This window comes from Pseudooceanicola sp. HF7, assembly GCF_011806405.1.
Lineage (GTDB): Bacteria > Pseudomonadota > Alphaproteobacteria > Rhodobacterales > Rhodobacteraceae > Pseudooceanicola.
Map to the genome: position 1 here is coordinate 1 of NZ_JAATOW010000029.1, position 23537 is coordinate 23537.

The 23537-nt window shown below is 67.5% G+C and carries 22 protein-coding genes; 5 read left to right on the forward strand and 17 right to left on the reverse strand.

Annotated elements, in window-relative coordinates:
- The 15 genes from HCZ97_RS14820 to HCZ97_RS14890 all read right to left on the reverse strand — a co-directional run.
- On the reverse strand, nucleotides 1-1434 hold a 1434-nt coding region (locus HCZ97_RS14820), incomplete at its 3' end, for an AMP-binding protein (protein WP_217701795.1).
- Between the two features lie 25 nt (nucleotides 1435-1459).
- Nucleotides 1460-1975 carry a MarR family winged helix-turn-helix transcriptional regulator gene (locus tag HCZ97_RS14825; RefSeq protein WP_167689506.1) on the reverse strand — a complete coding sequence of 172 codons (516 nt, stop codon included), beginning with the start codon at nucleotides 1973-1975 and terminating at the stop codon, nucleotides 1460-1462.
- The gene (locus HCZ97_RS14830; RefSeq protein ID WP_167689508.1) at nucleotides 1975-2742 is read right to left on the reverse strand and encodes a crotonase/enoyl-CoA hydratase family protein; all 768 of its coding nucleotides are present in this window, start codon (nucleotides 2740-2742) and stop codon (nucleotides 1975-1977) included. Before HCZ97_RS14830 ends, HCZ97_RS14825 begins: the two co-directional genes overlap by 1 nt.
- A gap of 10 nt (nucleotides 2743-2752) precedes the next feature.
- Nucleotides 2753-3520 (reverse strand): SDR family NAD(P)-dependent oxidoreductase, encoded by a 768-nt coding sequence (locus HCZ97_RS14835; protein WP_167689510.1) that lies wholly within the window; start codon nucleotides 3518-3520, stop codon nucleotides 2753-2755.
- A gap of 93 nt (nucleotides 3521-3613) precedes the next feature.
- A complete protein-coding gene (locus tag HCZ97_RS14840; protein ID WP_167689511.1) occupies nucleotides 3614-4936 on the reverse strand; it encodes a TRAP transporter large permease in 1323 nt (440 codons plus the stop codon).
- Entirely contained in the window at nucleotides 4933-5523 is a 591-nt protein-coding gene (locus HCZ97_RS14845; protein ID WP_167689513.1) for a TRAP transporter small permease, read from the reverse strand. Before HCZ97_RS14845 ends, HCZ97_RS14840 begins: the two co-directional genes overlap by 4 nt.
- A gap of 55 nt (nucleotides 5524-5578) precedes the next feature.
- On the reverse strand, nucleotides 5579-6616 hold the full coding sequence (locus HCZ97_RS14850; protein ID WP_167689515.1) for a TRAP transporter substrate-binding protein: 1038 nt from the start codon (nucleotides 6614-6616) through the stop codon (nucleotides 5579-5581).
- 238 nt (nucleotides 6617-6854) lie between these two features.
- Nucleotides 6855-7205, reverse strand: a complete 351-nt coding sequence (locus HCZ97_RS14855; RefSeq protein ID WP_167689517.1) for a hypothetical protein — start codon at nucleotides 7203-7205, stop codon at nucleotides 6855-6857.
- A 111-nt stretch (nucleotides 7206-7316) separates the two neighbouring features.
- On the reverse strand, nucleotides 7317-8087 hold the full coding sequence (cobM, locus tag HCZ97_RS14860) for a precorrin-4 C(11)-methyltransferase (RefSeq protein ID WP_167689519.1): 771 nt from the start codon (nucleotides 8085-8087) through the stop codon (nucleotides 7317-7319).
- Nucleotides 8088-8115: 28 nt separating this feature from the next.
- On the reverse strand, nucleotides 8116-9981 hold the full coding sequence (gene cobJ, locus HCZ97_RS14865; RefSeq protein WP_167689521.1) for a precorrin-3B C(17)-methyltransferase: 1866 nt from the start codon (nucleotides 9979-9981) through the stop codon (nucleotides 8116-8118).
- Entirely contained in the window at nucleotides 9972-10676 is a 705-nt protein-coding gene (gene cobI / locus HCZ97_RS14870) for a precorrin-2 C(20)-methyltransferase (protein ID WP_167689523.1), read from the reverse strand. Before cobI ends, cobJ begins: the two co-directional genes overlap by 10 nt.
- 73 nt (nucleotides 10677-10749) lie before the next feature.
- Entirely contained in the window at nucleotides 10750-11949 is a 1200-nt protein-coding gene (gene cbiE, locus HCZ97_RS14875) for a precorrin-6y C5,15-methyltransferase (decarboxylating) subunit CbiE (protein WP_167689525.1), read from the reverse strand.
- Nucleotides 11942-12571 (reverse strand): precorrin-8X methylmutase, encoded by a 630-nt coding sequence (locus tag HCZ97_RS14880; protein ID WP_167689527.1) that lies wholly within the window; start codon nucleotides 12569-12571, stop codon nucleotides 11942-11944. Before HCZ97_RS14880 ends, cbiE begins: the two co-directional genes overlap by 8 nt.
- Before the next feature lie 71 nt (nucleotides 12572-12642).
- The gene (locus HCZ97_RS14885) at nucleotides 12643-13794 is read right to left on the reverse strand and encodes a sirohydrochlorin chelatase (RefSeq protein ID WP_167689529.1); all 1152 of its coding nucleotides are present in this window, start codon (nucleotides 13792-13794) and stop codon (nucleotides 12643-12645) included.
- A 58-nt stretch (nucleotides 13795-13852) separates the two neighbouring features.
- Nucleotides 13853-14071 (reverse strand): DUF6732 family protein, encoded by a 219-nt coding sequence (locus HCZ97_RS14890; RefSeq protein WP_167689531.1) that lies wholly within the window; start codon nucleotides 14069-14071, stop codon nucleotides 13853-13855.
- A gap of 391 nt (nucleotides 14072-14462) precedes the next feature.
- Here HCZ97_RS14890 and HCZ97_RS14895 point away from each other — a divergent pair, with 391 nt between their 5' ends.
- Nucleotides 14463-15455, forward strand: a complete 993-nt coding sequence (locus tag HCZ97_RS14895) for a glutathione S-transferase family protein (protein ID WP_167689532.1) — start codon at nucleotides 14463-14465, stop codon at nucleotides 15453-15455.
- 25 nt (nucleotides 15456-15480) lie between these two features.
- On the opposite strand, the gene HCZ97_RS14900 is transcribed toward HCZ97_RS14895, so the two are convergent.
- Nucleotides 15481-16035: a hypothetical protein gene (locus HCZ97_RS14900; protein ID WP_368484382.1), complete on the reverse strand. Its 555-nt coding sequence runs from the start codon at nucleotides 16033-16035 to the stop codon at nucleotides 15481-15483.
- Nucleotides 16036-16239: 204 nt separating this feature from the next.
- Between HCZ97_RS14900 and HCZ97_RS14905 the strand changes: the two genes are divergently transcribed.
- Genes HCZ97_RS14905 through HCZ97_RS14920 form a run of 4 tightly spaced genes read left to right on the forward strand, consistent with a single transcriptional unit; the run spans nucleotide 16240 to nucleotide 19697 of the window.
- Nucleotides 16240-16608, forward strand: a complete 369-nt coding sequence (locus tag HCZ97_RS14905) for a DUF1636 domain-containing protein (RefSeq protein ID WP_167689534.1) — start codon at nucleotides 16240-16242, stop codon at nucleotides 16606-16608.
- Complete coding sequence (cobD, locus tag HCZ97_RS14910) at nucleotides 16608-17561, forward strand: threonine-phosphate decarboxylase CobD (RefSeq protein WP_167689536.1); 954 nt, start codon at nucleotides 16608-16610, stop codon at nucleotides 17559-17561. The genes HCZ97_RS14905 and cobD overlap by 1 nt, the downstream gene beginning before the upstream one ends.
- The gene (gene cbiB, locus HCZ97_RS14915) at nucleotides 17558-18466 is read left to right on the forward strand and encodes an adenosylcobinamide-phosphate synthase CbiB (protein WP_167689538.1); all 909 of its coding nucleotides are present in this window, start codon (nucleotides 17558-17560) and stop codon (nucleotides 18464-18466) included. The genes cobD and cbiB overlap by 4 nt, the downstream gene beginning before the upstream one ends.
- A gap of 55 nt (nucleotides 18467-18521) precedes the next feature.
- Nucleotides 18522-19697 carry a lytic murein transglycosylase gene (locus tag HCZ97_RS14920; RefSeq protein WP_167689540.1) on the forward strand — a complete coding sequence of 392 codons (1176 nt, stop codon included), beginning with the start codon at nucleotides 18522-18524 and terminating at the stop codon, nucleotides 19695-19697.
- A 169-nt stretch (nucleotides 19698-19866) separates the two neighbouring features.
- On the opposite strand, the gene smc is transcribed toward HCZ97_RS14920, so the two are convergent.
- Nucleotides 19867-23322 (reverse strand): chromosome segregation protein SMC, encoded by a 3456-nt coding sequence (gene smc, locus HCZ97_RS14925; RefSeq protein WP_167689542.1) that lies wholly within the window; start codon nucleotides 23320-23322, stop codon nucleotides 19867-19869.
- Nucleotides 23323-23537: the final 215 nt, after the last annotated feature.

The window sequence follows — 23537 nt, forward strand, 5'->3', positions numbered from 1 at the left end:
GTCCGTCGCCAGCCCCTCGAGCGCCGTCAGAAGCTGGCCGCGCAGCGCGGCAACCCGCACCCATGTGCCAGAGGTCAGCTTGAAATCTTCAGAGATGCGGCCATCGAAAGCCAGCCCACGGTCCGGGTCCTCGGGATCGACGAAGCGCACCGCGTCGCCCGTGATCAGCCAGCCCTCTGCATCGAAGCTTTCGGCCGTCTTCTCCGGATCGCCCAGGTAGCCGGGCATGATGTTGGGGCCCTTGCAGCGCAACTCGTAGCGCCCTTCGTCTTCCGGGATCAGCTTCACTTCCGCCCCCGGCACCGGCACGCCGATGATACCGGAGCGATTGACCCGCTCGTGCACCACAACCGTGCAGGGCGAGGTTTCCGTCATCCCCCAGGAAGAGATGAACCAGGGGGCCTCTCCGGTTTCTTCACGGCCCATGTCCTCAAGCCCCTGCCAGACCTCCTGCGGCAGGGAGGCCCCGGCGTAGAACAGGAATTCCAGCCCCTCGAAGAAGCTTTCGCGCAGGGCCTTGTCCGCCTTCATCGCGTCCAGCAGCCGGGCATAGCCCACGGGGACGTTGAAGCTGAGCGTGCCGGTGACCATGCGCAGGTTCTCGATGGTGCGCGGGAACAGCTTGTCGGTGGGCTTGCCGTCATCGATGTAGAGAGCGCCGCCATTGGCCAGCATCATGTTGAAGTTGTGCGAGCCGCCAAAGACGTGGTTCCAGGGCAGCCAGTCGACAAGCCGATGGACCTTCTGGCTCAGGACCGGGAAACAAGCCGCAAGCTGCGCCTGGTTCACGCACATCATCTTGTGCGTCGTCATCACCGCCTTGGGATGAGAGGTCGAGCCGGAGGTGAACAGCACCTTCGCCAGCATGTCCCCGGTCAGCTGCGCGCGCGCGGCATCCGCCGCCTCGGGCGCGTGGGCCATGGCCTCCGCCACCGGGGTGACGCCCGTGGCCCGTGGATCCGTGGCCAGGACATGGGTGCCCTGCAACACGGGCAGCGCCAGGGCGCCGGCGTAGCGATCCGCGTCATCGACCCAGACCAGCACCGGCTTCGCCGTCTCTATCACATGGGCCAGGCGCTCATGCGCGCCGGGGATCAGGCTGTATTGTTCCGCGATGGAGGTCGAGGCAAGGCCGACATACTGCGCCGCCAGCACCAGCAGCCCGTGGTCCACCGAATTGGCTGAAAGGCAGGCGATGATATCGCCCTTGCCGAAGCCCTGCGCCAGCAGCCAGGCGCCCATGCGGCGCACCGCGTCATGGGCCTGCGCATAGGTCACCTCGCGCCAGCCCTCGCCCTGGCGTTCCGCCAGGAAGACCCGGTCAGGCGCAATTTCGGCCCAGTGATCCAGCCAGTCCGCCGTTACCTCGGCCACCGGGCCAAGCGCGTTCTGGCTGCGCATCAGGACCGCGCCTTCGGTTTTCTCAAGTGTCACCGCATGTGGGGCAAATCTTGCTACATCACGCATTCCGGTTTCCTCCCTCCGGATGTTCCGGGCTTTCTGCTGCGGTCTCCATCCGCCGCAGAAGCCGGGTCAGTACGGCCCGTTCCTCGTCCGTTATGCCGGCCATGATCCGGTCTTCGTGCACGTCCAGCGCCCGGGTGGCCCTCTCCCACAGCTCCCGTCCCGCAGCCGTGGCCCGCAGCGCATAGGAGCGCCGGTCCTTGGGCACCTTGTGGCGCTCGATCAGCCCGGCGTTTTCAAGCGCATCGATCACCACCACGGTGTTGGACCGCTCGATCCCAAGGATCTGGGCCAGCTGGCTCTGGCGCAGGTCCGCGTTGTCGCAGATCACCGAGAGCGCCGAATAGGTCGACAGCCGCAGCCCGAAGCCATCCAGCACGCGCATCGCATCGGACTGGAAGCAATGGTAGGCGCGCTTCAGGCTGTAGCCCATGAAGGCGCGCAGCTGGCGGTCGCCCAGGTCCGGGGCCTCCGGCGCATCGGGCGCGCTGACGGAACCCGACCCGGCCATCAGCGGAACTCCGGCGCCCGTTTTTCAAGAAAGGCCTTCAGGCCTTCCTCGGCATCGGCACTGGTCTGGGCAATCGCGGCGGCCAGGCTTTCCGTGAAAAGGCCATCCCCGCGCGACATGTCCGAGATCCGCGAGATCGCGTGGATCATGACGTAGTTCGACAGGCTGGCGTTGCGGGCGATCTTGCCCGCCAGCTCCATGGCCATCGGCAGGGCCTCGCCCTCGCCCACGGCGTAGTGACACAGCCCCAGCCGCTGCCCCTCTTCAGAGCCGTACTTGCGCCCGGTCAGCATCATCTCGACCATGCGGTCCGGCCCAAGGATGCGCCCCACGCGCACGGTCGCGCCGCCGCCCACGAAGATCCCCCGCCGCCCTTCGGGCAGCTGGAAGATGGTTGAGGGTTCGGCGATCCGCACATGGGTAGAGGTCGCAAGCTCCAGCCCGCCGCCGATCACCGCGCCGAACAGGGCAGAGACGACTGGCAGGCCCGAATACTGGATCTTCTCCATCACCGCGTGCCAGCCACGGGAGTGTTTCAGCGTGCCTTCGGCATCGCGCGCCACGTGTTCCGACAGGTCCAGGCCAGAGCAGTAATGCCCCGCCGTCCCGGTCAGCACCACGACCTTCACGCCCTCGGGCGGGGCCGAAAAGAAACCATCCAGCGCCGCCAGCAAGCTGTCGTTCATCGCGTTGCGCTTGTCCGGGCGGTACATGGTCAGGATCGCGATGGGTCCTTCCACCTCGATCCTCAGGGCATCCTCGCTCATCGGGTCTTCCTTATTTAGGTGGCAGGCGCACCGCGCCGTCCAGGCGGATGACCGTGCCGTTCAGCATGGGATTGCGGATGATCTCCGCGGCAAGGCTGGCGTAATCCTCCGGATCGCCGAAACGCGACGGGAAGGGGATGGTGGCGGCGATGCTTTCCTGCGCCTCGCGCGGCAACCCCTCCACCATGGCGGTGTCGAACATGCCCGGGGCGATGGCCATGACCCGGATGCCGGCGCGGGCCAGTTCACGCGCCGCCGGCAGCGTCATGGAGGCAATACCCCCCTTGGACGCAGAATAGGCCGCCTGCCCGATCTGCCCGTCCTGCCAGGCCACGGAAGAGGTGTTGATGATCACGCCGCGCTCGTTGTCCGCACCCAGCGGTTCAAGCGCCTGCATGGCACGCGCCGCCGTGGCCAGGCAGATGAAACTGCCCGTCAGGTTGACCGCCAGCGTGCGCCGGAAGCTTTCGATCGACAGCTCGCCCTCGCGGTTCACGATCCGCGCGGCGGTTCCGATCCCGGCGCAATTGATCAGGATCCGCGGGGCGCTGCCGTGCCATTCGGCAAAGGCATCGAAGCCCTCGCCAACCATGCGCTCGTCAGAGACATCGGCCCGCACGGCCAGCCCCCCGATATCCCGCGCGATGCGCTCCGCCGCTTCAAGGTTGAAATCGAAGATCGCAACCTTCGCGCCCCGCGCCGCAAGGTCCCGTGCCGTTGCTTCGCCCAGACCGCTGCCGCCGCCGGTCACGACTGCGCCGATGCCCTCGATATCCATGCTGCTCCTTCCGATGCCAAAACCGCATCTTCAATAATTGATATATTTCATAACAAACTCGATGGCCGATTCATACCCCCGCCACGCCGCGCCTCAGTAGAAGAGGCGCAGCATGCCAAGCGTGATCACCGGGAAGATCACCATGAGTGTCACCCGCACGATATCAGAGGCCACGAAGTACATCACCGCCGCATAGGTCTGGCTGATCGGGGTCTCGCGATCCATCGAGTTGATGACGAACAGGTTCATGCCCACCGGCGGCGTGATCAGGCCCACCTCGACCACCACCAGGACGATGATACCGAACCAGATCGCGAATTCCTCTGCGCCCATGCCGAAATCCAGGATGGAGACGATGGGGAAGAAGATCGGGATCGTCAGCAGGATCATCGACAGGGAATCCATCAGGCAGCCCAGCAGCAGGTAGAGCACCAGGATGATGACCAGCACGGTCCAGGCGTTGAAGCCCTGGGCGACAACCCAGTTGGACAGCTCCTGCGGGACCTGGGTCAGCGCCAGGAAACCGTTGTAGAAGCCCGCGCCCAGCACGATGAAGAAGATCATCGCGGTAGAGCGCGCCGTGGCGTAGAAACTGTCGAACCAGGCCCGGCCCCGCAGCCCGCCGTTGACGAAGGCGATCAGCCCGGTGCCGAAGGCCCCCACGGCCGCGCCTTCCGTCGGGGTGAAGATCCCGGCGTAGATGCCCCCGACAACCGCGATGAAGACCAGCAGGACAGGCCAGACATCGACCAGCGCCCGCATCCGCTCGGGCCATGGCACGGGGCTGCGCACGCCGGCACTGTCCGGATGCAGCCGCACGTAGATGGAGATCGTCAGGATATAGCCGATCGCGGCAAGGATGCCGGGGATGAAGGCCGCCAGGAACAGCTTGGCGATGTTCTGCTCCGTCAGGATGGCATAGATCACCAGGATGACCGACGGCGGGATCAGAATGCCCAGCGTGCCGCCCGCGGCCAGCGTCGCGGTGGAAAAGCCCCCGGAATAGCCGTAGCGCTTGAGCTCCGGCAGAGCGACCTGGCTCATCGTGGCCGCGGTGGCCAGCGAAGAGCCGCAGATCGCGCCGAACCCGGCACAGGCGCCCACGGCGGCCATGGCCACCCCGCCCTTGAGGTGCCCCAGGAAGCTTTCGGCGGCCTTGAACAGCGCCTGGCTCATGCCGCCCAGCGTCGCGAACTGCCCCATCAGCAGGAACATCGGCACGATGGACAGGGAATAGCTCGAGAAGGTCGAATAGGTTTCGGACTTGAGCTTGGCGAAGGCGATGATCGTGCCCCCGGATACCCAGCTCAGCCCCACGAAGCCGACGGTGAACATCGCCAGGCCAATGGGCATCCGCAGGAAGATCAGCAGCAGAAGGGCCGGAAAGGACAGCAGCCCGATAACAAAGTCACTCAATGTCCTGCTCCTTCGCCCACGGGCAGGATCGCACGGGCCAGCACCAGCTCCGCCACGCGCGCCGCGGCGACGTAGATCGTGACGATCGCCGCCACCACCGCCGCCACCAGGGAGGCCGCATAGGCCCACCAGACCGGGAACTGCAGCAGGAAGGTGGTTTCGTTATATTGCATCTTGTTCAGCATGCCTTCGTAGAGCCGCCAGGCGATGATCACCATCACGACGGCAAAGACGACCTCCCAGAGGGCGATCAGGAAACGGTTCGCCGCGCGCGGAATGGCAGAGGTGAAGATATCCACCACCGCGTGGGATCCGGTGATCTGCGTCAGCGGCAGGAAGGAGAAGATGGTGAAGGCGATCCCCGCCTCGACCAGCTCGAAATCCCCCACGATCGGCCCGATACCCGCATCCAGCAGGTTCTGTGCCAGTCCCGGAAACAGGCTTTCGGCAATCCCGGAATGCAGGAAGGTGTTCATTGCCCGCCCCGCCACAGAGACCACGATCAGCAGGACCAGCGCAGACAGCACCAGCCCGCCTAGAACCGCCATGGCCCTGGACAGGAACAGGAAGAAGGCATGAGGTCTCATGGACGTCTCCCCTTGAGCGGCGCGCGGGCCCCGAAAGCCCCGCGCGCCGGGTATGTTATTGGGTGGAGTGCTTCTTGATCAGCGCCTTGGCCTCTTCGACCATGGTCGCGCCATCGATGCCCTTGCCGTCCATCTCTTCGATCCAGGCGGCTTCGACCTCGGCACCGACCTCTTTCCAGGGGGCGATCTGCTCCGGCGTCAGCTGGATGATGTTGTTGCCGTTCTCGACCGCCAGCGCGCGGCCGATCTCGTCGCCCTCGGCCATCACCTCGCCGAAGAAGGCAGAGGTCTCAAGACCGGAGTTGGCGTCGATGATCGCCTTCAGGTCGTCGGGCATCTTGTCATAGGCCCGCTGGTTCATCGCCATGATGAAGGTCGCCACGTAGAGCGATTCATCGGGGAACTCGGTGTGGTTATTGACCAGTTCCGGGATCTTGAGAGAGGTGGTGACCTCCCAGGGGATCACGGTGGCGTCGATAACACCCTTGGACAGGGCTTCCGGCACGGCCGGCACCGGCATCCCGATGGGCGTCGCCCCCAGATCAGAGAAGAACTGGTTCGTCACCCGGCTGGGCGCGCGCAGCTTGACACCGTTCAGATCCTCGACAGAGGTCACGGGGTCCTTGGAGTGGATGATGCCCGGCCCGTGGACCCAGAGCGCGATCATCTTCATGCCGCGGAACTCGTCTTCCATCATGTATTTCTCGCCCAGCTCCCAATAGGCCTTGGACGTGGCCACGGGATCACCGGCGATGAAGGGAAGCTCGAAAACCTCGGTAGAGGGGAAGCGGCCCGGCGTGTAGCCCGGCAGGGTCCAGATGATATCGGCCACGCCGTCGACCACCTGGTCGGCCAGCTGCGGCGGGGTGCCCCCAAGCTGCATCGAGGGGAAGCGCTGGATCTTGATCCGGCCTTCGCTTTCGGCCTCGACCTTGTCCGCCCAGACATTCAGGCCCAGCTTGGGCACGATGGCCTGCTCGGGCAGCATGTAGTGCATCTTCAGCGTGACGTCCTGTGCCAGTACGGCCATGGACGACCCGGCCAGGATGGCACAGGCGGCAACTCCGCGAATAGCGGTCTTGAAAAGTGTCATGTCTATCCTCCCTATGGGCGGGCCTGCTGGAACACTCCCCCTTCCTTCCCGTACGGCTTCTGAGAGTTTTCCCGAAAGCCGTCCCCCAGGGGGTGCATGCCCCGTCGCCACTGGCGCCGCGCAAGGGCACGATGCACGGGCCGAAGCGACCTGTCAAACATTGTTATGAGACATAGCAAACTTTATCGCCCCACCCAGGGGCGGGTCAGCCGGCCCTAGCGGTCCGGCTGCGCAAGGCTCAGGCCTTGTCGATCAGCGCCACCGGCGCTTCCTCGTCCTGCTGGAAGTCGAGCGGCGCCGTGTCACGGCTGGCGGTGGCGCGCTTGAACTCGTAGCGCATCTCGCCGTCTTCCTCGGCTGCTGCGACGATCAGGCATTGCGCGATCCGCTTGGGACCCTCGTAAAGGTCGACCAGACCGCGCAGATGCGGCGCGCCCTCGGCATCTACGGAGAAGCCCGTGCTCCAGTGGCGCAGCACGCTGAACTTGAGTCCATCGGCCTCTACCCGCAGACGAGAGGCTTTCGCCATCGCCAGTTTGCGGGCCTCGTGAAGGCCATCCGAAAGCTCCTTGGGCAGATAGGTGGTCATGGCAGCCTCGATTCGCAGCAGTGTCGGATCTTCAGGTTAACCTATTGAGGGCCAACCGCTTACCGTCAAGTTAACCTATCTTGTCCGCCGCTCGAAAGAGATTGATTTGCATCACCCTTTTGCCGCCACCGGGCGTAGCACATGGGGCACAGCCGGGTCATAGAGCGCGGAATCCTTGAAATCCTTGACCTCTCCCAAGACCGGGCCCACCAGGATCAGCGCCGTGCGGGTGATCTTTTCCGCCCGCACCTTGCCGTGGATGTCCGCCAGGGTGCCCCGGATGAAAGCCTGGTCGGGCCAGCCGACGCGATAGGCTACCACCACCGGGCAATCGGCCCCGTAATAGGGGGTCAGCTGGCGCTCGATCTCGCGCAGGTTCCGCACGCCAAGGTGAATGGCCAGGGTGGTGCGGCTGCGGGCGAAGTTTTCAAGCGTCTCGTGCTCCGGCATGGAGGTGCTCTTCATGCTGACCCGCGTCAGCACGATGGACTGGGCCACCTCCGGCACCGTCAGCTCCTGGCCAAGCGCGGCGGCGGCGGCGGCATAGGCGGGCACGCCCGGCACGATCTCATAGTCGATCCCGTCGGCGCGCAGGCGCCGGATCTGTTCCGCGATGGCGCCGTAAAGCGACGGATCCCCGGAATGCACCCGCGCCACGTCCTGCCCCCGCTCCCGCGCGGCCAGGATCTCTGCATGGGTGTCCTCCAGCGTCATCGGCGCGGTATCCATGACCCGCGCCCCCTCCGGCGCACAGGCCACGACCTGCGGCGGCACCAGGCTGCCGGCATAAAGACAGACCGGGCATTCGCCGATGATCCGCTGTGCCTTCAGCGTTAGAAGCTCCGGATCGCCCGGCCCTGCTCCGATGAAATAGACCTTCATGTCATCCCCTTGCCGCCGGGCGGCCTGTTCATTCCTGTTTCAACTGTCCCGCGGGGGCCTGGCCCGCCGGGGCCCCTTCCGAAAGGTCCCCATCGATCCGCCGGGCATAGCCCCTTGGCGTGAACATCCGCGGCCCCTCGCCCAGCTTCGCCAGGCGGGAGTTGGACGATCCCACCAGCACCACGGTCAGCATGTCGACCTCGTCCACCTGCAATGCGTCCAGCCGCCGGTAGACGATCCTTTCCTCCGGCCGGCCCAGGTTACTGGCCAGCATGACCGGCGTATCCGCGGGCCGGTGCTGCAACAGCAGGTCGCGCGCCTCTGCCAGCAGGGTGCGGCGGGTCTTTGACACGGGGTTGTAGAAGGCGATCACGAAATCGCCCTCCGCAGCCGCCTTCAGGCGCCGGTGGATATCGGCACGCGGAGTCAGCAGATCCGACAGCGAGATCGCGCAGAAATCATGCCCCAGCGGCGCCCCGGCGCGCGCGGCCGCCCCCTGCAGCGCAGAGATCCCCGGCACGCAGACGACCTCGGCCCGGCGCGCGTCATCGCTGACGCCCTTCTCGCCTTCCGGCCTGTCAAGCAGTTCAAAGACCAGCGCCCCCATGGCGTAGATCCCCGCATCACCCGAACAGACCAGCGCGACGTTGCGCCCCTCGCCCGCGCGTTCCAGCGCATAGCGGCAACGCGCCTCTTCCCCGCCCAGGGGGAAATCGCTGCGCTGCTTGCCGGCGGCCAGCGGCCCCAGCAGATCGATGTACAGCCCGTAGCCCACCAGTTCGTCGGCCTCCGCGATCAGGCGCGAGGCCTCTGGCGCACGCCAGCTGGCCTGCCCCGGTCCGATCCCGACGACCGAAAGCCGCCCGCGGGCCCGCCCGCGCAGCTCCGTGATCACCTGCGGGGCCAGGGCCAGCGCGCAGGTGGCATGTTCCGTCTTGCGCTTCACCACGGCCAGCTGCGCCGCGGGCCCCGCGCCGGCCAGCGCGGCGCCCTCGGCCACGCCATGGCAGCCGGTCTCTGCGAAGACCACGTCAGAGGGGGTCGCCAGACGGTCCGCCTCGGCCTCCAGCTCCGCGCCGGTGAAGACCCGCATGGGCAGGCCAAGATCGCGCGCCAGCTGGGTCACGGCTCGCTCGTCGGCCTTCAGATCGATGGAAAAGACACCCCGCAAGGCCCCCGGCGCCACGCCAGCCTCTGCCAGAACCTCGCGCACCAGTGCGGCCAGTTCCTCGGGCGGGCAGTTGCGCGACGCCCCGACGCCAAGCGCATATTTCTGCGGGTGAAAGGCCAGCACACCCGGCGCGGCGGGCGCAACGCTCGCCGCGATCGGCACCGGCGCGCCCTCACCCGATTGCGGCAGATCGGCCAGCCAGGCGGCCTCTGCCAGCGCCTCGCCCGACAGATGCGCCGGTGCGCCCGCCAGCAGGCCCGCCATGGCGCCCTGCGCCAGCTCCGGCGTGCCCAGCACCCAGCCTTCGGGTGGTGCATCCAGCGCCAGGCCCAGCGTGACCTCTCCGGCCGTGGTCAGTGCCGCAACGCCCCCGAGCAGGTCCGACAGGCCCTGCGCCATCCGGTTCGCGCCCCGGTGCCCGCCCAGCAGCGGCACCACGACGGAGCCGTCATCGCTGACGGAGATCACCGGCGGCTCACCGCGCTTGTCCCCCAGAAGCGGCGCCACGGCCCGCACCAGGATCCCGCTGGCACAGACACCGATCACGGGCCGCCCGGCAGCAAAGGCCTCGCGCGCGAAATCCAGCGCATTGGCAAAGCTCTCGTCCGCGCCGGAAACCCGGCCCTCCCGCCCATGCAGCGGCACGCCCAGGTGATCGGCAATGCGGCGGGCAATCGTGGCGCCCGCGCCGGAAATACAAAGAACGACAGGTGTCACAGCCATGGATCCTCTCCCTTGGTCAGGAGGATGAGTGAGAAATAGGGCGCGGGGTCCGGCGCCTCGGCAAGCGGCAGGATGCGCTCCTGCGCCAGGGTCGCTCGTTCGATGTAGAGGGCGCGCTCCAGCAGACCCATCCCGGCCAGTACGGCGCGGATGCGCCCCAGGTGGCGGCCCAGCTTCATGATCGCCACGCTTTCCGCCTCCGAGATCCGCGCCCGCAGCTCCCCGTCGGACAGCGGCCCGGGCAGAACGGCCACCCGTTCGTTGCGCGCCGAAAGCGGCCGCCCCGCCCGTGCAGAGGCGGCAGAGACCGATGTGACCCCTGGCACGACCTCGACCGCGAAACGCGCCGACAGACGCGCATGAAGATACATGAAGGAGCCGTAGAAAAATGGATCGCCCTCACACAGGCAGACCACGTCACGGCCGGCAGCAAGCACCTCCGCGATCCGCGCCGCGCCCGTGTCGTAGGCGGCCTGCGCCGGCCCCCGCGCGGGGGTCATCGGCACATCCATCACGATCTCCTCCACGCCGGCCGGGATCAGCCCGGCGGCGATAGAGCGTGCGAAACTCGGCTCACCGGGCCGCGCGGGATAGGCGATCACCTCTGCGGACCGGATCACCTCCGCCGCCCGCAGGGTGACAAGGCCGGGATCCCCCGGCCCCAAGCCCACACCATATAGTCTGCCCGCGCTCACGGCTGCCCCTTCTTCTTGCCTGGAAAACTCCCGCCGGAGGCTCCCGTCCCCGCCCCGCGCACCAACCGTCCGCTCATCGCTTGATCATGCTCCATTGCAGGACCGGCATCGCCGGCCGCCAGCCGTGCAGGCCGCCAATCGGCGCGGCCCGCTCGACAGAGACCCGTACCAGCTCGCCGCCATATTCCGCATGCAGGGCCAGCATCAGCGCCTCGCTTTCCAGCGTCACCCCATTGGCCACTAGCCGCCCGAGGGGCTTGAGCGCCGCCCAGGCGATGTCGAAGCTTTCCCGGCTCAGCCCGCCCCCGATGAAGACGGCATCCGGCGCGGGCAGGTCCGCCAGCGCCTCCGGAACCCGGCCTTCGACCAGCCGCAGGCCCGGCGCCCCCAGTTCCAGCGCATTGCGCGCCGCCAGGTCGCGGCGGTCCGCCCGTGCCTCGATCCCGATGGCGCGCGCATCCCGCGCCGCGCGCATCCATTCCACCGCGACGGAGCCGCAGCCGCAGCCGATATCCCACAGCAAGGCGCCCCGCATGGGCATCAGCTTGGCCAGGGTCACCGCGCGCACCTCGCGCTTGGTCATCGTCCCATCGCTGGCAAAGACCTCGTCCGGCAGCCCCGCGACACGGGGCAGAAGTGCGGCATCCGGTCCGGCCAGGCATTCCACGGCCATGATGTTGAAGGCCGGCACCGCGTGATCCCAGGACTCCGCGATCCCGTCAAAGCGCGCCTCGCCCGGCGCGCCCATCTCTGCCAGCACCGTGATGCGCGAGGGCTCATAGCCATTGGCCACCAGCAGCCGGGCGATCTGGCCCGGCGTTTCCCCCCCGGTTGTCAGGATCAGCAACCTTGCCCCCGGCGTCACATAGGGCAGAACCTGCTCTGCCGGGCGGCCATGGGCGGTCAGCGTCTCAAGATCCGCAAGCGACCAGCCCATGCGCACCGCCGCCAGCTGGAAAGCCGAAAGCTGGGGATGAAAGCGCAGGCCCTCCGGGATCTCCCGCGCGATCCGCGCACCGACGGAGTACCAAAGCGGATCCCCGGTGGCGAGCACGACGACCCGCCGCCCCTCAAGCTGTTTCAGCTCCGATATCAGCGCATCGAAAGGCGAGGGCCAGGCGCGCCGCTCGGCCTTCAGCCCCTCGGTCAGCGCGTGGTGACGCGCCCCGCCCAGGATCACCTCCGCGCTTTCCAGCAGCGCCTGGACTGCCGGCGAAAGAGAGGCCATGCCCTCTGCGCCAATCCCGACGATATGCAGCCAGGGCTCAGCCATCCCTGAGGCTCACCGCCAAGGCGTTGACCGCGGCCGAGGCCATGGCCGATCCGCCCCGCCGCCCCCGCAGGGTGACGAAATCGCAGCCGCGCGGCCGCTCGGCCAGTTCTGCCTTGCTCTCCGCCGCCCCGACGAAACCCACCGGGAAGCCCAGGATCAGCGCCGGTTTCGGCGCGCCGGCCTCCAGCGCCTCGAGCAGGTGGAACAGCGCGGTCGGTGCATTGCCGATCGCCACCACGGCCCCCTCAAGGTGCTCCTTCCACAGCTCCACGGCCGCGGCGGAACGGGTCGTGCCCAGCTCCTGCGCCAGCCCCGGCGTCTGCGGATCGTTGAGCGTCACGATCACCTCGTTGCCCGGCAGGAACCGCCGGATGATCCCCGCGCCGACCATCTCGCAATCGCAGAGCACAGGCGCGCCGGCCTTCAGCGCGGCCCGGCCGGCCGGAAAGGCCGCCTGGGAAAAGGCCAGCCGGTCCGCGACCTCCACCATGCCGCAGGAATGGATCACCCGTTCGGCCAGCATGTCGAGCCCGTTGGGAAACCGCTCCAGCCGCGCTTCGCGGCGGACCGTTGCGAAGCTTTCTGCGTAGATCGCAGCGGGGTCTTTCAGGTAGGGGCGCATGATCGGGCCTTTGGAAGGGCGGCGGGGGCGGGAGCCTCCGGCGGGAGTTTAACGGCAAGAAGAAAAGGCGGTCAGTCCGGTTTGCGCCGCGCGCTCTCGGGTCCATGCGGGTGTTTGGCATGGGGGTACTCGGGGTGGTGATGGTCATGCTCGTGGGAGTGGCCATGCGCATGACCGTGATCATGGGAATGCCCATGGTCGTGCCCATGGTCGTGGTCGTGCCCGTGATGGTGATTATGCCCATGGTCGTGATCATGGTGGTGATGGTGCCCCGCATCCAGCCGGCATTCGCCGGTGCAGAAGCTGTCGCACAGCACGCAATCCTCCACGTTGGAGCCGGGGGCGGATGCGCCCTGGCCTTCGACGTGGTGGTGGTGGCTTTCCTGGGGCGCGCCGACCTCGGCCTCGAAGCCCAGGACCTGGGTGCGATACTTGCAGGTGGCGCAATTGGGCGGCGGGATTTCCCCGACCTGTTCGGTCACGCGCTCCGCGAAGGTGGCCAGCACCTGCGGGTGGTCGTTGAGGTAGCCGGCCTTGACGAAGCTGATCTGCGGATGAGCCTCCGCCACGCGGTCGGTGAAACCGTAGATCCGGTCGATCAGGATGCCGGTGAACAGGAAGTAGGGGAAGACGAGGATCCGCTTGTAGCCCAGCTTGGCCGCATGGGTCAGGCAGGGTTCCACCAGCGGGAAGGTCACGCCGGAATAGCCCACCTCCAGCCAGCCGAAGCCCAGGCCTTCCTGCAGCATCCGCGCTACTTTGGCGACATTGCCATTGGCATCCGGGTCAGAGGCCCCGCGCCCGATGACCACCAGGCAGGTTTCCTCGTAGGGAACGACCTCCTGCTTGTCGGCTTCGGCCATGGCGATCTGCACCCGGTCGGCGGCGGCGGCGATCATCTTGGGATCGACGCCCAGCTCCCGGCCATAGGTGATCTCTATCCCGTGCTTGGCGGCATAGGTGTTGAGCACCGTGGGAATGTCGTTCTTGGCGTGCATGGCCGCGAAGAGCATCCCCGGCACCGCCAGGATCCTTTCGCAACCCGCATCGCGCAGCCGGTCCAGCCCGTCGCGGATCACCGGGTTGGCGAATTCCAGATAGCCATAATCCACCGGCCATTCCGGGGGCAGCAAACCCGGCAGCTTCTGTGCCAGTACCGCGAACTCATCCACTGCCGCCTGGCTGCGCGAGCCATGGCCGCAAATCATAACGCCCGTCTTCATGCCGGTCCTCTTTCCTTGATCTTTGACGCCCCGCGGGATCCGGCGGGCGGCCTGGGGGTCAGGCCCCGGTCAGCTGCTCTTTGCAAAGTTCTTCGCCCGCTTCTTCCTTGCGGCGCCCCTTCATGGCCTTCAGCGCGGAAAGCGCGATGGCCGCGGCAAGCGCAGCGACCCCCAGCCAGTGGCTGTGCCCCGCGACATCGGCCAGATGGCCCGGATGCGCTGCTGCCGAAAGCGGAAGCAGTGCAAGCGCAAGCCCGGCGCAAAGATATGCTGGCATCGATCCCTTGTCCTTTCCTGTCGGTCCTGGCCCGGCGCGAGAGGAAAAAAGACAGGGGGCCGCCTCTGACGGGCGGTCTCTCCGACGATGCGCCCCCGGCCCCCGGTCTGGGTCGGCCTTCGGACGCACTTCTTTCCGGCCTCATGCGGGCTCGTCTCCCTATTCCTTAGCGAAGCCGCCTGCGCCATGCAATGCGCTGCATCCGCGCGATCCGCCGCGGCCGGGCCGCCCCCGAACAGCCCGCCCGATCTGCACGGGCTTTGGCCCCCTGGGCCGCCCATGTGCACCCCCGCACCATCCCCCTGCATGAGCTTGGATTTTACAGCGTCGCCGCACGGCCTATCTATAGGCGCAACAGACGGTATCCTCCGTCATCACGAAAGGAACACGCATGGGACTTCTCGTAGACGGGAAATGGGTCGACAAATGGTATGACACCGAAAAATCGGGCGGCGCCTTCGAACGCCAGGCCTCCCAGTTCCGCAACTGGGTGACCGCGGACGGCAGCGCCGGCCCCAGCGGCGACGCGGGCTTCAAGGCGGAAAGCGGGCGCTATCACCTTTATGTCTCCTACGCCTGCCCCTGGGCCCACCGGGCGCTGATCTTCCGCGCGCTGAAGGGGCTTGGCGATCACATCTCCGTCTCTGTCGTGCATCCCCACATGCTGGACGAGGGCTGGACCTTCGACACGGATTTCGACGGCTCCACCGGCGATACGCTCTTCGGGCTCGACTACCTGAGAGAGATCTACCTGAAGGCGCAGCCCGATGCCTCCACCCGCGTGACGGTGCCCGTGCTCTGGGACAAGAAGACCGGCACCATCGTGTCGAACGAAAGCGCAGAGATCATCCGCATGTTCAACAGCGCCTTCAACGACATCACCGGCGACAGCACGGATTACTACCCCGAAGAGCTGCATGACGATATCGAGGCGCTGAACGACCGGATCTACGACACCGTCAACAACGGCGTCTACAAATGCGGCTTCGCCACCAGCCAAAAGGCCTATGACGCGGCGATCACGCCGCTGTTCGACAGCCTGGACTGGATCGAGGACATCCTGCAGCGCAACCGCTACCTGGCCGGCTCCAGGCTGACGGAAGCGGACTGGCGGCTGTTCACCACGCTCATCCGCTTCGACAAGGTCTATCATTCGCACTTCAAGACCAACCTGAAGCGCGTCGTGGATTACCCGGCGATCTGGGGCTACGTGCGGGAACTCTACCAATGGCCCGGCGTGGCCGAAACGGTCCACTTCGACCATATCTGCCACCACTATTACTACAGCCACGACACGATCAATCCGCACCGGATCGTGCCGATCACGGCAGAGCTGGCGCTGGACAGCTCGCATGGGCGCTCAGAGCTTCCGGCGGAAAGCTGACCGCGCCCCGGGCCGAAAGTTGAGCCTACTTGAGGCGCGCGTTCTGCTGGCGCGCCTCGGCTCCGAAATGCTCCACCATGGCGGCGATGTCAGAGGGCGGCGCCTTGGAGTTCATCAGCGCGCAGGCGTTCGTCGCGTGCTGGAAGATCGAGCCGTCCGAGAAGAAGCTGGTATTGGTGACAAAGATCACCCTGGTTGAGGGCTGTCGGTAATTGGCGAAATCCGCGATTGCCAGGGCAGAGCCCTCGGTCAGCACCAGGTCCAGCACGATCACGTCATAGGTTTCGTTGCGCAGGCATTCGATGGCCGCTTCCTGGCCATGCACCAGCCGCGCCGCGCTGCCGTGACGATCGAAATGGCGTTTCCAGATCCAGCCCAGCTGGGTTTCGCTTTCCACGATCAGCACCCGCATGGGGCTGACGGGCTCTTCCTCTGGCCCGGCATTCGACAACGGTTCGGACCGGTCGTCCGGGGCGGCCTCCGGCTGGTCTTTGCCGCCGGGAACCGCGGTCAAGTTCGCACCGGGCGGCGCCTCGTCGGGGGCCTCCATACGGTCATACCTACGGCGAAACCCGATCAAGAGAGGACTCCTTCCAGGCGGCCTGCCCGGCGCGCGGTTACGATTTGTTAAATCACTATGCGCCCCAATGGATAACAAAGTCTTAACGCGCCCGGTCCGAAAGGGGTGCTGCGTTAATGATTTGCAATTTTGCGCCACCTGCGGTGAATGGGCGCCGATGCGGCCCGCAAAGGGCCCGAACTCAGGCCCTGGATAGGAACGCGCATGACCACCTGGATCACGATCTGCGACACCTGCAAGCAGGAAGGCTGGGTGGCCGATGGCCGCCCCACCGATGGCGAAGCCCTGGCCGATCTGCTGGAACCCCTCGCCGCAGAACGCGGCATCCGCACGCGGCGGACCTCCTGCCTGATGGGCTGCACCCATGGCTGCAACGTCGCCGTCCAGGCAAATGGCAAGCTTTGCTACACGCTGGGCCGCTTCGGACCCGAGGCCGAGGATGCAGAGGCCATCGCCGATTACGCCCTGCTCCACCAGCAAAGCGACACGGGCCAGGTGCCCTACCGGCAATGGCCGCAGGGGGTAAAAGGCCACTTCGTGACCCGTCACCCGCCCCTGCCGGAGAACGATTGATGACCGCGCAGCCCGCGACCGCCCAACGCGATCACGGCGGCAACCTCGATGCCGCGATTGCGCGCTTCGGCGGGGCGCGGGCCGATTGGCTGGACCTTTCCACGGGCATCAACCCGGTGCCCTATCCGCTGCCTCCCCTGGCGCCCGAAAGCTGGGCGGCCCTGCCCGACCGCGCCGCGCAGGACGCGCTGATCGCCGCCGCAAGCGCCTTCTGGTCCGTGCCGGAGGGCGCCGCGGTGCTGGCCGTGCCCGGGGCCTCTGCGGCCATCGCGCATATCCCCCTGCTTGCGCCCGCGGCATCCGTCCACGTGCCCGGCCCCACCTACAATGAACATGCCGCAGCCTTCCGCCGCTGCGGCTGGCAGGTCACGGAAGATCCGGCCGGCACCACGGCGCGCGTCCTGGTCCACCCCAACAATCCCACCGGCACCCTGCATCCCGCCCCCGATGCGGCGGGTCTGAGCGTGATTGACGAAAGCTTCTGCGACATCGCGCCCGGTGCCTCTCACGTCGCGCTGGCCAACCGGCCCGGCACGCTGATCCTGAAAAGCTTCGGCAAGTTCTGGGGCCTGGCCGGTCTGCGCCTGGGCTTCGTGATCGGGGATCCGGCGCTGGTGGCACAGCTTCAGGACATGCTTGGCCCCTGGCCGGTGGCCGGTCCGGCCCTTCAGATCGGACGGGCGGCCCTCAGGGATCCGGACTGGGCCGCAGGGACCCGCGCGCGCCTGGCAGAGGATCGCGCCCGGCTTGATCGCGCCCTCGCCCCGCATGCCCGTAGCCTTGGCGGCACCGATCTTTTCCGGCTTTATGAATGCGACGACGCCGCGGCGCTTCAGACCCGGCTGGCCCGGCATCGCATCTGGTCGCGCATCTTCCCCTATTCCACCCGCTGGCTGCGCCTGGGCCTGCCCGCGCCCCAGGACTTCCCCCGGCTTGAGGACGCCCTGTCATGAGCCACGCCGCCGTGCTTTTCCTTGCCCTGCTGCTCGATGCCGCCCTGGGAGAGCCGCGCTGGCTCTGGGCGCGCTGGCCCCATCCGGCGGTGCTGATGGGGCGGCTCATCCAGCGGGCCGAAGACCGGCTGAACCAGGGCGCGGCGAGACGGCTCAAGGGCGCGCTGCTGGCACTTGCGCTTGTCCTGCTCGGGCTGGTGCTGGGGGGCGCGATCGCGGCCCTCGGCTGGCTGCCCCAGGTGCTGGTGGCGGCGATGCTCCTGGCCCAGCGGTCGCTTGTCGATCATGTCCGCACGGTGGCCGATGGCCTGCGCATGTCCCTGACGGACGGGCGCCGCGCCGTGGCCCGGATCGTGGGCCGTGACACCGCCCCCATGGATGGCCCCGCCGTGGCGCGCGCGGCCATCGAAAGCGCGGCAGAGAATGCCTCTGACGGGGTCATCGCCCCCGCTTTCTGGTTCCTGGTCGCCGGCCTGCCCGGCCTGCTGATCTACAAGCTGGTCAACACCGCCGATTCCATGATCGGTCACCGCACGCCCCGGCACGAGGATTTCGGCTGGGCCTCGGCCCGGCTCGACGATGTGCTGAACCTCCTGCCGGCCCGGCTGACCGCCCTGCTCATCGCGCTGGTGGCTGGGCAGCTGCCACGCTGGCAGGAAATCGCCGCCGACGCGCGCCGCCACCGCTCCCCCAATGCCGGCTGGCCAGAGGCCGTCATGGCCCGTGCCCTCGACACCGCGCTGTCCGGACCGCGCGCCTATCATGGGCAAATGAAGGACTTCCCCTTCATCCACCCCCAGGGCGACCGCGCGCCCGGACCCCAGCGGATCGAGGCGACCTGTACCCGGCTCTGGCAGATCTGGGCGGTCTTTCTTGCCGGTACGGCGCTCCTTGCGATCCTGTAATTTGCCACCGCCCGCCAGCCTGCTACCTTCGCCCCAACCCTGAAGGAGAGCCCCCATGACCATCCGCCCCCTGATCGCCAGCCTTGCCCTGCTGACGCCGCTCCCGGCGCTTGCCCAATCTTGCGGCGGCTCCTTTGGCAGCTTCGTCCAGGGGCTGGCCGACGAAGCCGTCCAGCGCGGCCATTCTCCCGCCACGGTGCAATCCTTCTTTGCTTCCGTCGCCCAGGATCCCAAGGTCATCGCCGCCGATCGCCAGCAGGGGGTCTTCCAGCTGGATTTCACCACCTTCGCGCGCCGGCTCATCTCCCAGAACCGGATCCAGAACGGGGCGGCCAAGGCCGGGCAATATGCCTCCACCTTCAACACGATCGAACAGCGCTACGGCGTGCCCCGCGGCATCCTGCTGGCCTTCTGGGCGTTCGAGACCGATTACGGCGGCTTCCAGGGCGATTTCAACACGCTCAACGCGCTGGTGACCCTGTCCCACGATTGCCGCCGCCCCTCGCTGTTCCGCCCGCAGGTCTTTGCCGCGCTGGAGCTCTACGAGAAGGGCGATTTCTCTCCCACAAGCACCACCGGCGCCTGGGCCGGAGAGATCGGGCAGGTGCAGATGCTGCCCGGCGACATCCTGAAAAACGGCGTGGATGGCGACGGGGACGGGCATGTCCGGCTCAAGACCTCCGCTCCGGATGCGCTGATGTCTGGGGCCAACATGCTGCGCAGCCTGGGCTGGCGCCCGAACGAGCCCTGGCTGCAGGAAGTGCGTGTCCCCGACCAGATGGACTGGTCCCGGACCGGCCTCAACCATAGCATGACCGCGCGGGAATGGGCGCAGATGGGCGTGCAGCCGCGGTCAGGCCAGTGGCAGGCCTCGAACCTGCCGGCCTCCATCCTGCTGCCGCAGGGCCGCAAGGGGCCCGCCTTCCTGGCCTACCCGAACTACTCGGTGCTCTTCGAATGGAACAAGAGCTTCGTCTACGTGATGACCGCAGCCTATTTCGCCACCCGCCTCTCCGGCGCGCCGGTGTTTGATCCCGGCAACCCCGATCCCGCGCTGTCCAGCGAGCAGATGGTCTCGCTTCAGCGCAAGCTGACCGCGATGGGATACGATGTGGGCGCGATCGACGGCATCCTGGGCAAGCTCACCCGCGAATCCGTTCAGGCCGTGCAGCAACGCCTTGGCCTGCCGGCCGATGCCTGGCCCACGCGGGATCTGCTGAACCGTCTGTGAAGCGGAGGGGCCTTGCCCCTCCCGGACCTTCGGTCCTCCCACCCCAAAGTATTTTCAGCCAGGTGAAATGGAGGCGGGCTTCCTTCATCTGGCCGGAAATACTTCGGGGGAGTCGCGCGCAGCGCGGCGGGGGCTGGCCCCCTGGCCGGCCGGTCCAGGGCGAGCGTCGTCAGGCGACCAGGGCCTCGGCTTTCTTGAGGTCGACGGAAACCAGCTGGCTCACGCCCTGTTCCTGCATCGTGACGCCGAACAGCCGGTCCATGCGCGCCATGGTCACCGCGTGGTGGGTGATGATCAGGAAGCGCGTGTTGGTGCGGCGGCACATCTCGTCCAGCAGGTCGCAGAAGCGGGTCACGTTGGCATCGTCCAGCGGCGCGTCGACCTCGTCCAGCACGCAGATCGGGGCCGGGTTGGCCAGGAAGACAGCGAAGATCAGCGCCATCGCCGTCAGGGTCTGTTCCCCGCCCGAGAGCAGCGAGAGCGTGGAGAGCTTCTTGCCCGGTGGCTGGCACATGATCTCAAGTCCGGCTTCCAGCGGGTCGTCGCTCTCCACCAGCACCAGGTTGGCCTCTCCCCCGTTGAAGAGATGCCGGAACAGGGTGGAGAAATTGGCATTCACCTCTTCGAAGGCGGCCAGCAGGCGTTCGCGGCCCTCGCGGTTCAGCCCCGCGATCCCGTTGCGCAGCTGGCGGATCGCCTCTTCCAGGTCGGCCTTTTCGCTGACCAGCGCCTCGTGTTCCTCGCGGACCTCGCGGGCGTCTTCCTCTGCCCGCAGGTTCACCGCCCCCAGGGCGTCGCGCTGGCGTTTCAGCCGGTTCACATCCGCCTCGATCTCATCGGAGGGGGGCATGTCCTCGGGATCGGCCTCAAGGCTTTCCAGGAGCTGCTTGGGCGTCATCTCCTGCGCCTCGGCGATCCGTTCGGCCGCATGGGTGACGGCTTCGGCGGCGGCATCGGCGCGGGCCTCGGCACGTGCGCGGGCCTCGCGCGCTTCGGAGGCCAGGCGCGCCGCCTCGCGTTCGCTGGCCACCGCTTCGCGCAGGGCTGCCTCCGCCCCGGTCAGCTTGTCCGTGGCCTCGGCCTTGCGGGCCTCGGACTTGTCGATCTCCGCGTTCAGCTCCTCGCGCTTGGCTTCCAGTTCCTCCGGCGCGGCCATGGCCTCGTAAAGCTGGTCCTCGGCCTCTTCCCGGCGCTCGTCCAGCTCCGCGATACGTCGGTCCGCGCTTTCAAGCCGGTGCCGCCAGCCGGAGACCTCCTTGGTGATTTCCTGGCTGCGCCTGGTGCGCGCCTCGCCCTCGCGGCGGATCTCGTCATGGCCGGCGCGGCGCGACATCATCGCCATGCGCGCGGCTTCCACCGCCATGCGCAGCTGTTCGATCCCGGCGCGGGCCTCGTCCAGGTCATCCAGCCCGGCCACGGCGGCCTCGGCCTCCTTGACCTGCTTGCGGGCTGCCATGGCCTCTTCCTCGTGGCGGGTGACGGCCAGGCCCAGCGACTCCAGCTTCGAGGCGGAAAGGTTGCGCTCTGCCTCTGCGCGCGACAATTGCCGCGCGGCCTCTGCCACGGCGCGGTCCGCCTCCGTCCGGGCGGCGCGGGCGGCCTTGTCGGCAGCCGTCAGATCCGCCAGCCGGGCCGAAAGCGCCTCGTGGTTTTCCCGTGCCACCTCTGCCTTTTGCCGAGCCTCGTCGAGCTCGGAGCGCATTTCCTGCAGGCGGTTGAGCTGTTGCAGGCGCAGCGCCGCGGCAGAGGGCGCATCCTCCGCCCAGGCGCGATAGCCATCCCACCGCCACAGGTCGCCATCCTGCGTCACCAGCCGCTGGCCGGGCTGCAGCAGGGGCTGCAGCGCCGCGCCCTGTTCGGCACTGACGAGGCCGATCTGCGCGATCCGGCGGGCCAGGACCTCGGGCACATCGACGTGATCGGCCAGCGCCACCGCGCCCGCGGGCAGCGGCTGCGCCGCATCGTAGCCCGGCAGCGCAAGCCAGCCGGAAGGGCCGTCGCCCGACACCACGGGCGCTTTCAGATCATCGGCCAGGGCCGCGCCAAGCGCCTTTTCATAGCCCGGATCCACCCGCAGACTGTCCAACACCTGCTTGCCGTCCCCGGCATCGCGCTCCACCAGGCGGGCCAGCGCCTTGACCTGGGCCTCCAACGCGTTGACCTCGCCCTCTGCCGAAGAGCGCGCGGCGCGGGCATCGGATTCCAGCGATTGCCCCTCTGCGCGGGCCTCCTCGGCACCCGCCAGCGCCTCTTCGGCGCCTTCGGCGGCCTCGCGGGCCATTTCCTCGGCCTCGATCGCCGTTTCGAAGGCGGCAGAGGCCTCTTCGGTCTTTTCGCGTGCCGCGGCCACGGCGGCGCGGGCCTCGACCGATTGCGCCTCGCTGCGGGCCAGGGTCTTGCGGCTGTCCTCAAGCAGGCGATGGGCGGATTGATGGCGGGCCGACAGGCGCGCGACATCTTCGGTCAGCTGGGACAGGTCGGACTCGCGCTCGGTCAGGACAGAGGCCGCTTCCTGGGACAGTTCCGCGGCCTCTTCCAGCCGGTCGGCGTGGCCTTCATGGGCCTTGGCGATCTCCCGGGCTTCCCAGTCCAGCCGTTCGATGGTTTCGCCGGCGTCCTTGTTCAACCCGGCCTCGCGTTCGCGGTCGCGCGACAGCTGTTCGATCCGGGATTTCAGGGTGACGATGGTCTGGTTGGCGCGCTCCTGCTGCTCCGTCAGGGAATCCCGCTCCACGATCAGCCTTTGCAGGATGGCGGCGGCGATGGCCTCCTCTTCCCGCAGGGGCGGCAGAAGCTCTTCTCCGCTGGCGCGCTTGGCCTCGGTCTCCCGGGCGAACCGCTCGGCCTCGGACGCCTGGGAAGAGCGCCCGCGCAGCTCTGCCAGCGCGCTGTTGCGGGCCTCGTCGGCCTCCTTCCAGCGCCGGTAAAGCAACATGCCCTCGGCCTTGCGCAGGTCTGTCCCGATCGCCCGGTAACGCGCCGCCTGCCGGGCCTGGCGTTCCAGCGTGGCCAGCTGCTGGGCCAGCTGCTCGATCACGTCATCGACCCGCAGCAGGTTCTGCTCGGCCCCCTTCAGCTTCAGCTCCGCCTCGTGCCGCCGCTGGTACAGGCCGGAGATCCCCGCCGCTTCCTCCAGGATCCGGCGGCGGTTCTTGGGCTTGGCGTTGATCAGTTCCGAGATCTGGCCCTGCCGCACCAGCGCCGGGGAATGCGCCCCCGTCGAGGCATCGGCAAACAGCATCTGCACGTCGCGCGCCCGCACGTCCTTGGCATTGGCTTTGTAGGCGCTGCCCACGTCGCGGGTGATCCGGCGGACGATCTCGATCTGGTCCTCATCGTTGAACCCCGGCGGAGCCAGGCGATCCCGGTTGTCGATATGCAGGCTGACCTCGGCAAAGTTGCGCGCCGGCCGCGTCGCCGCCCCGGCAAAGATCACGTCCTCCATACCGCCGCCACGCATGGCGGTCGGGCGGTTCTCCCCCATGACCCAGCGCAGGGCTTCCAGCAGGTTCGACTTGCCGCAGCCGTTCGGCCCCACCACGCCGGTCAGGCCGGAATGGATCAGCAGATCGGTCGGATCGACGAAGCTTTTGAAGCCGGTAAGCCTGAGACGGGAAAAGTGCAAAGCCTGGGCCTTTCGCTGAAGGGGATGATTCCGGTCCGTCCCGGAAGTCTGGGCGCCCCGGCCTCACCTGTCAACGAAAGGACCGCAGGATATGGCGGGGTGCACAGGGTTTTCCACAAGATATATGCTGCACCACAAGCCTTACTCAACGGCCGCAGGCCAAAACGCCAGCCCTGCCCGCTATGCGCGCCCCGCGATTCGTCTTGACGCAGCGG

Coding starts and splice junctions, on each gene's coding strand:
- HCZ97_RS14825 (WP_167689506.1), bottom strand. CDS start 1,975: ATGGCCGGGTCGGGTTCCGTCAGCGCGCCCGATGCGCCGGAGGCCCCG.
- HCZ97_RS14830 (WP_167689508.1), bottom strand. CDS start 2,742: ATGAGCGAGGATGCCCTGAGGATCGAGGTGGAAGGACCCATCGCGATC.
- HCZ97_RS14835 (WP_167689510.1), bottom strand. CDS start 3,520: ATGGATATCGAGGGCATCGGCGCAGTCGTGACCGGCGGCGGCAGCGGT.
- HCZ97_RS14845 (WP_167689513.1), bottom strand. CDS start 5,523: ATGAGACCTCATGCCTTCTTCCTGTTCCTGTCCAGGGCCATGGCGGTT.
- HCZ97_RS14850 (WP_167689515.1), bottom strand. CDS start 6,616: ATGACACTTTTCAAGACCGCTATTCGCGGAGTTGCCGCCTGTGCCATC.
- HCZ97_RS14855 (WP_167689517.1), bottom strand. CDS start 7,205: ATGACCACCTATCTGCCCAAGGAGCTTTCGGATGGCCTTCACGAGGCC.
- cobM (WP_167689519.1), bottom strand. CDS start 8,087: ATGAAGGTCTATTTCATCGGAGCAGGGCCGGGCGATCCGGAGCTTCTA.
- cobJ (WP_167689521.1), bottom strand. CDS start 9,981: ATGGCTGTGACACCTGTCGTTCTTTGTATTTCCGGCGCGGGCGCCACG.
- cbiE (WP_167689525.1), bottom strand. CDS start 11,949: ATGGCTGAGCCCTGGCTGCATATCGTCGGGATTGGCGCAGAGGGCATG.
- HCZ97_RS14880 (WP_167689527.1), bottom strand. CDS start 12,571: ATGCGCCCCTACCTGAAAGACCCCGCTGCGATCTACGCAGAAAGCTTC.
- HCZ97_RS14885 (WP_167689529.1), bottom strand. CDS start 13,794: ATGAAGACGGGCGTTATGATTTGCGGCCATGGCTCGCGCAGCCAGGCG.
- HCZ97_RS14890 (WP_167689531.1), bottom strand. CDS start 14,071: ATGCCAGCATATCTTTGCGCCGGGCTTGCGCTTGCACTGCTTCCGCTT.
- HCZ97_RS14895 (WP_167689532.1), top strand. CDS start 14,463: ATGGGACTTCTCGTAGACGGGAAATGGGTCGACAAATGGTATGACACC.
- HCZ97_RS14905 (WP_167689534.1), top strand. CDS start 16,240: ATGACCACCTGGATCACGATCTGCGACACCTGCAAGCAGGAAGGCTGG.
- cobD (WP_167689536.1), top strand. CDS start 16,608: ATGACCGCGCAGCCCGCGACCGCCCAACGCGATCACGGCGGCAACCTC.
- cbiB (WP_167689538.1), top strand. CDS start 17,558: ATGAGCCACGCCGCCGTGCTTTTCCTTGCCCTGCTGCTCGATGCCGCC.
- HCZ97_RS14920 (WP_167689540.1), top strand. CDS start 18,522: ATGACCATCCGCCCCCTGATCGCCAGCCTTGCCCTGCTGACGCCGCTC.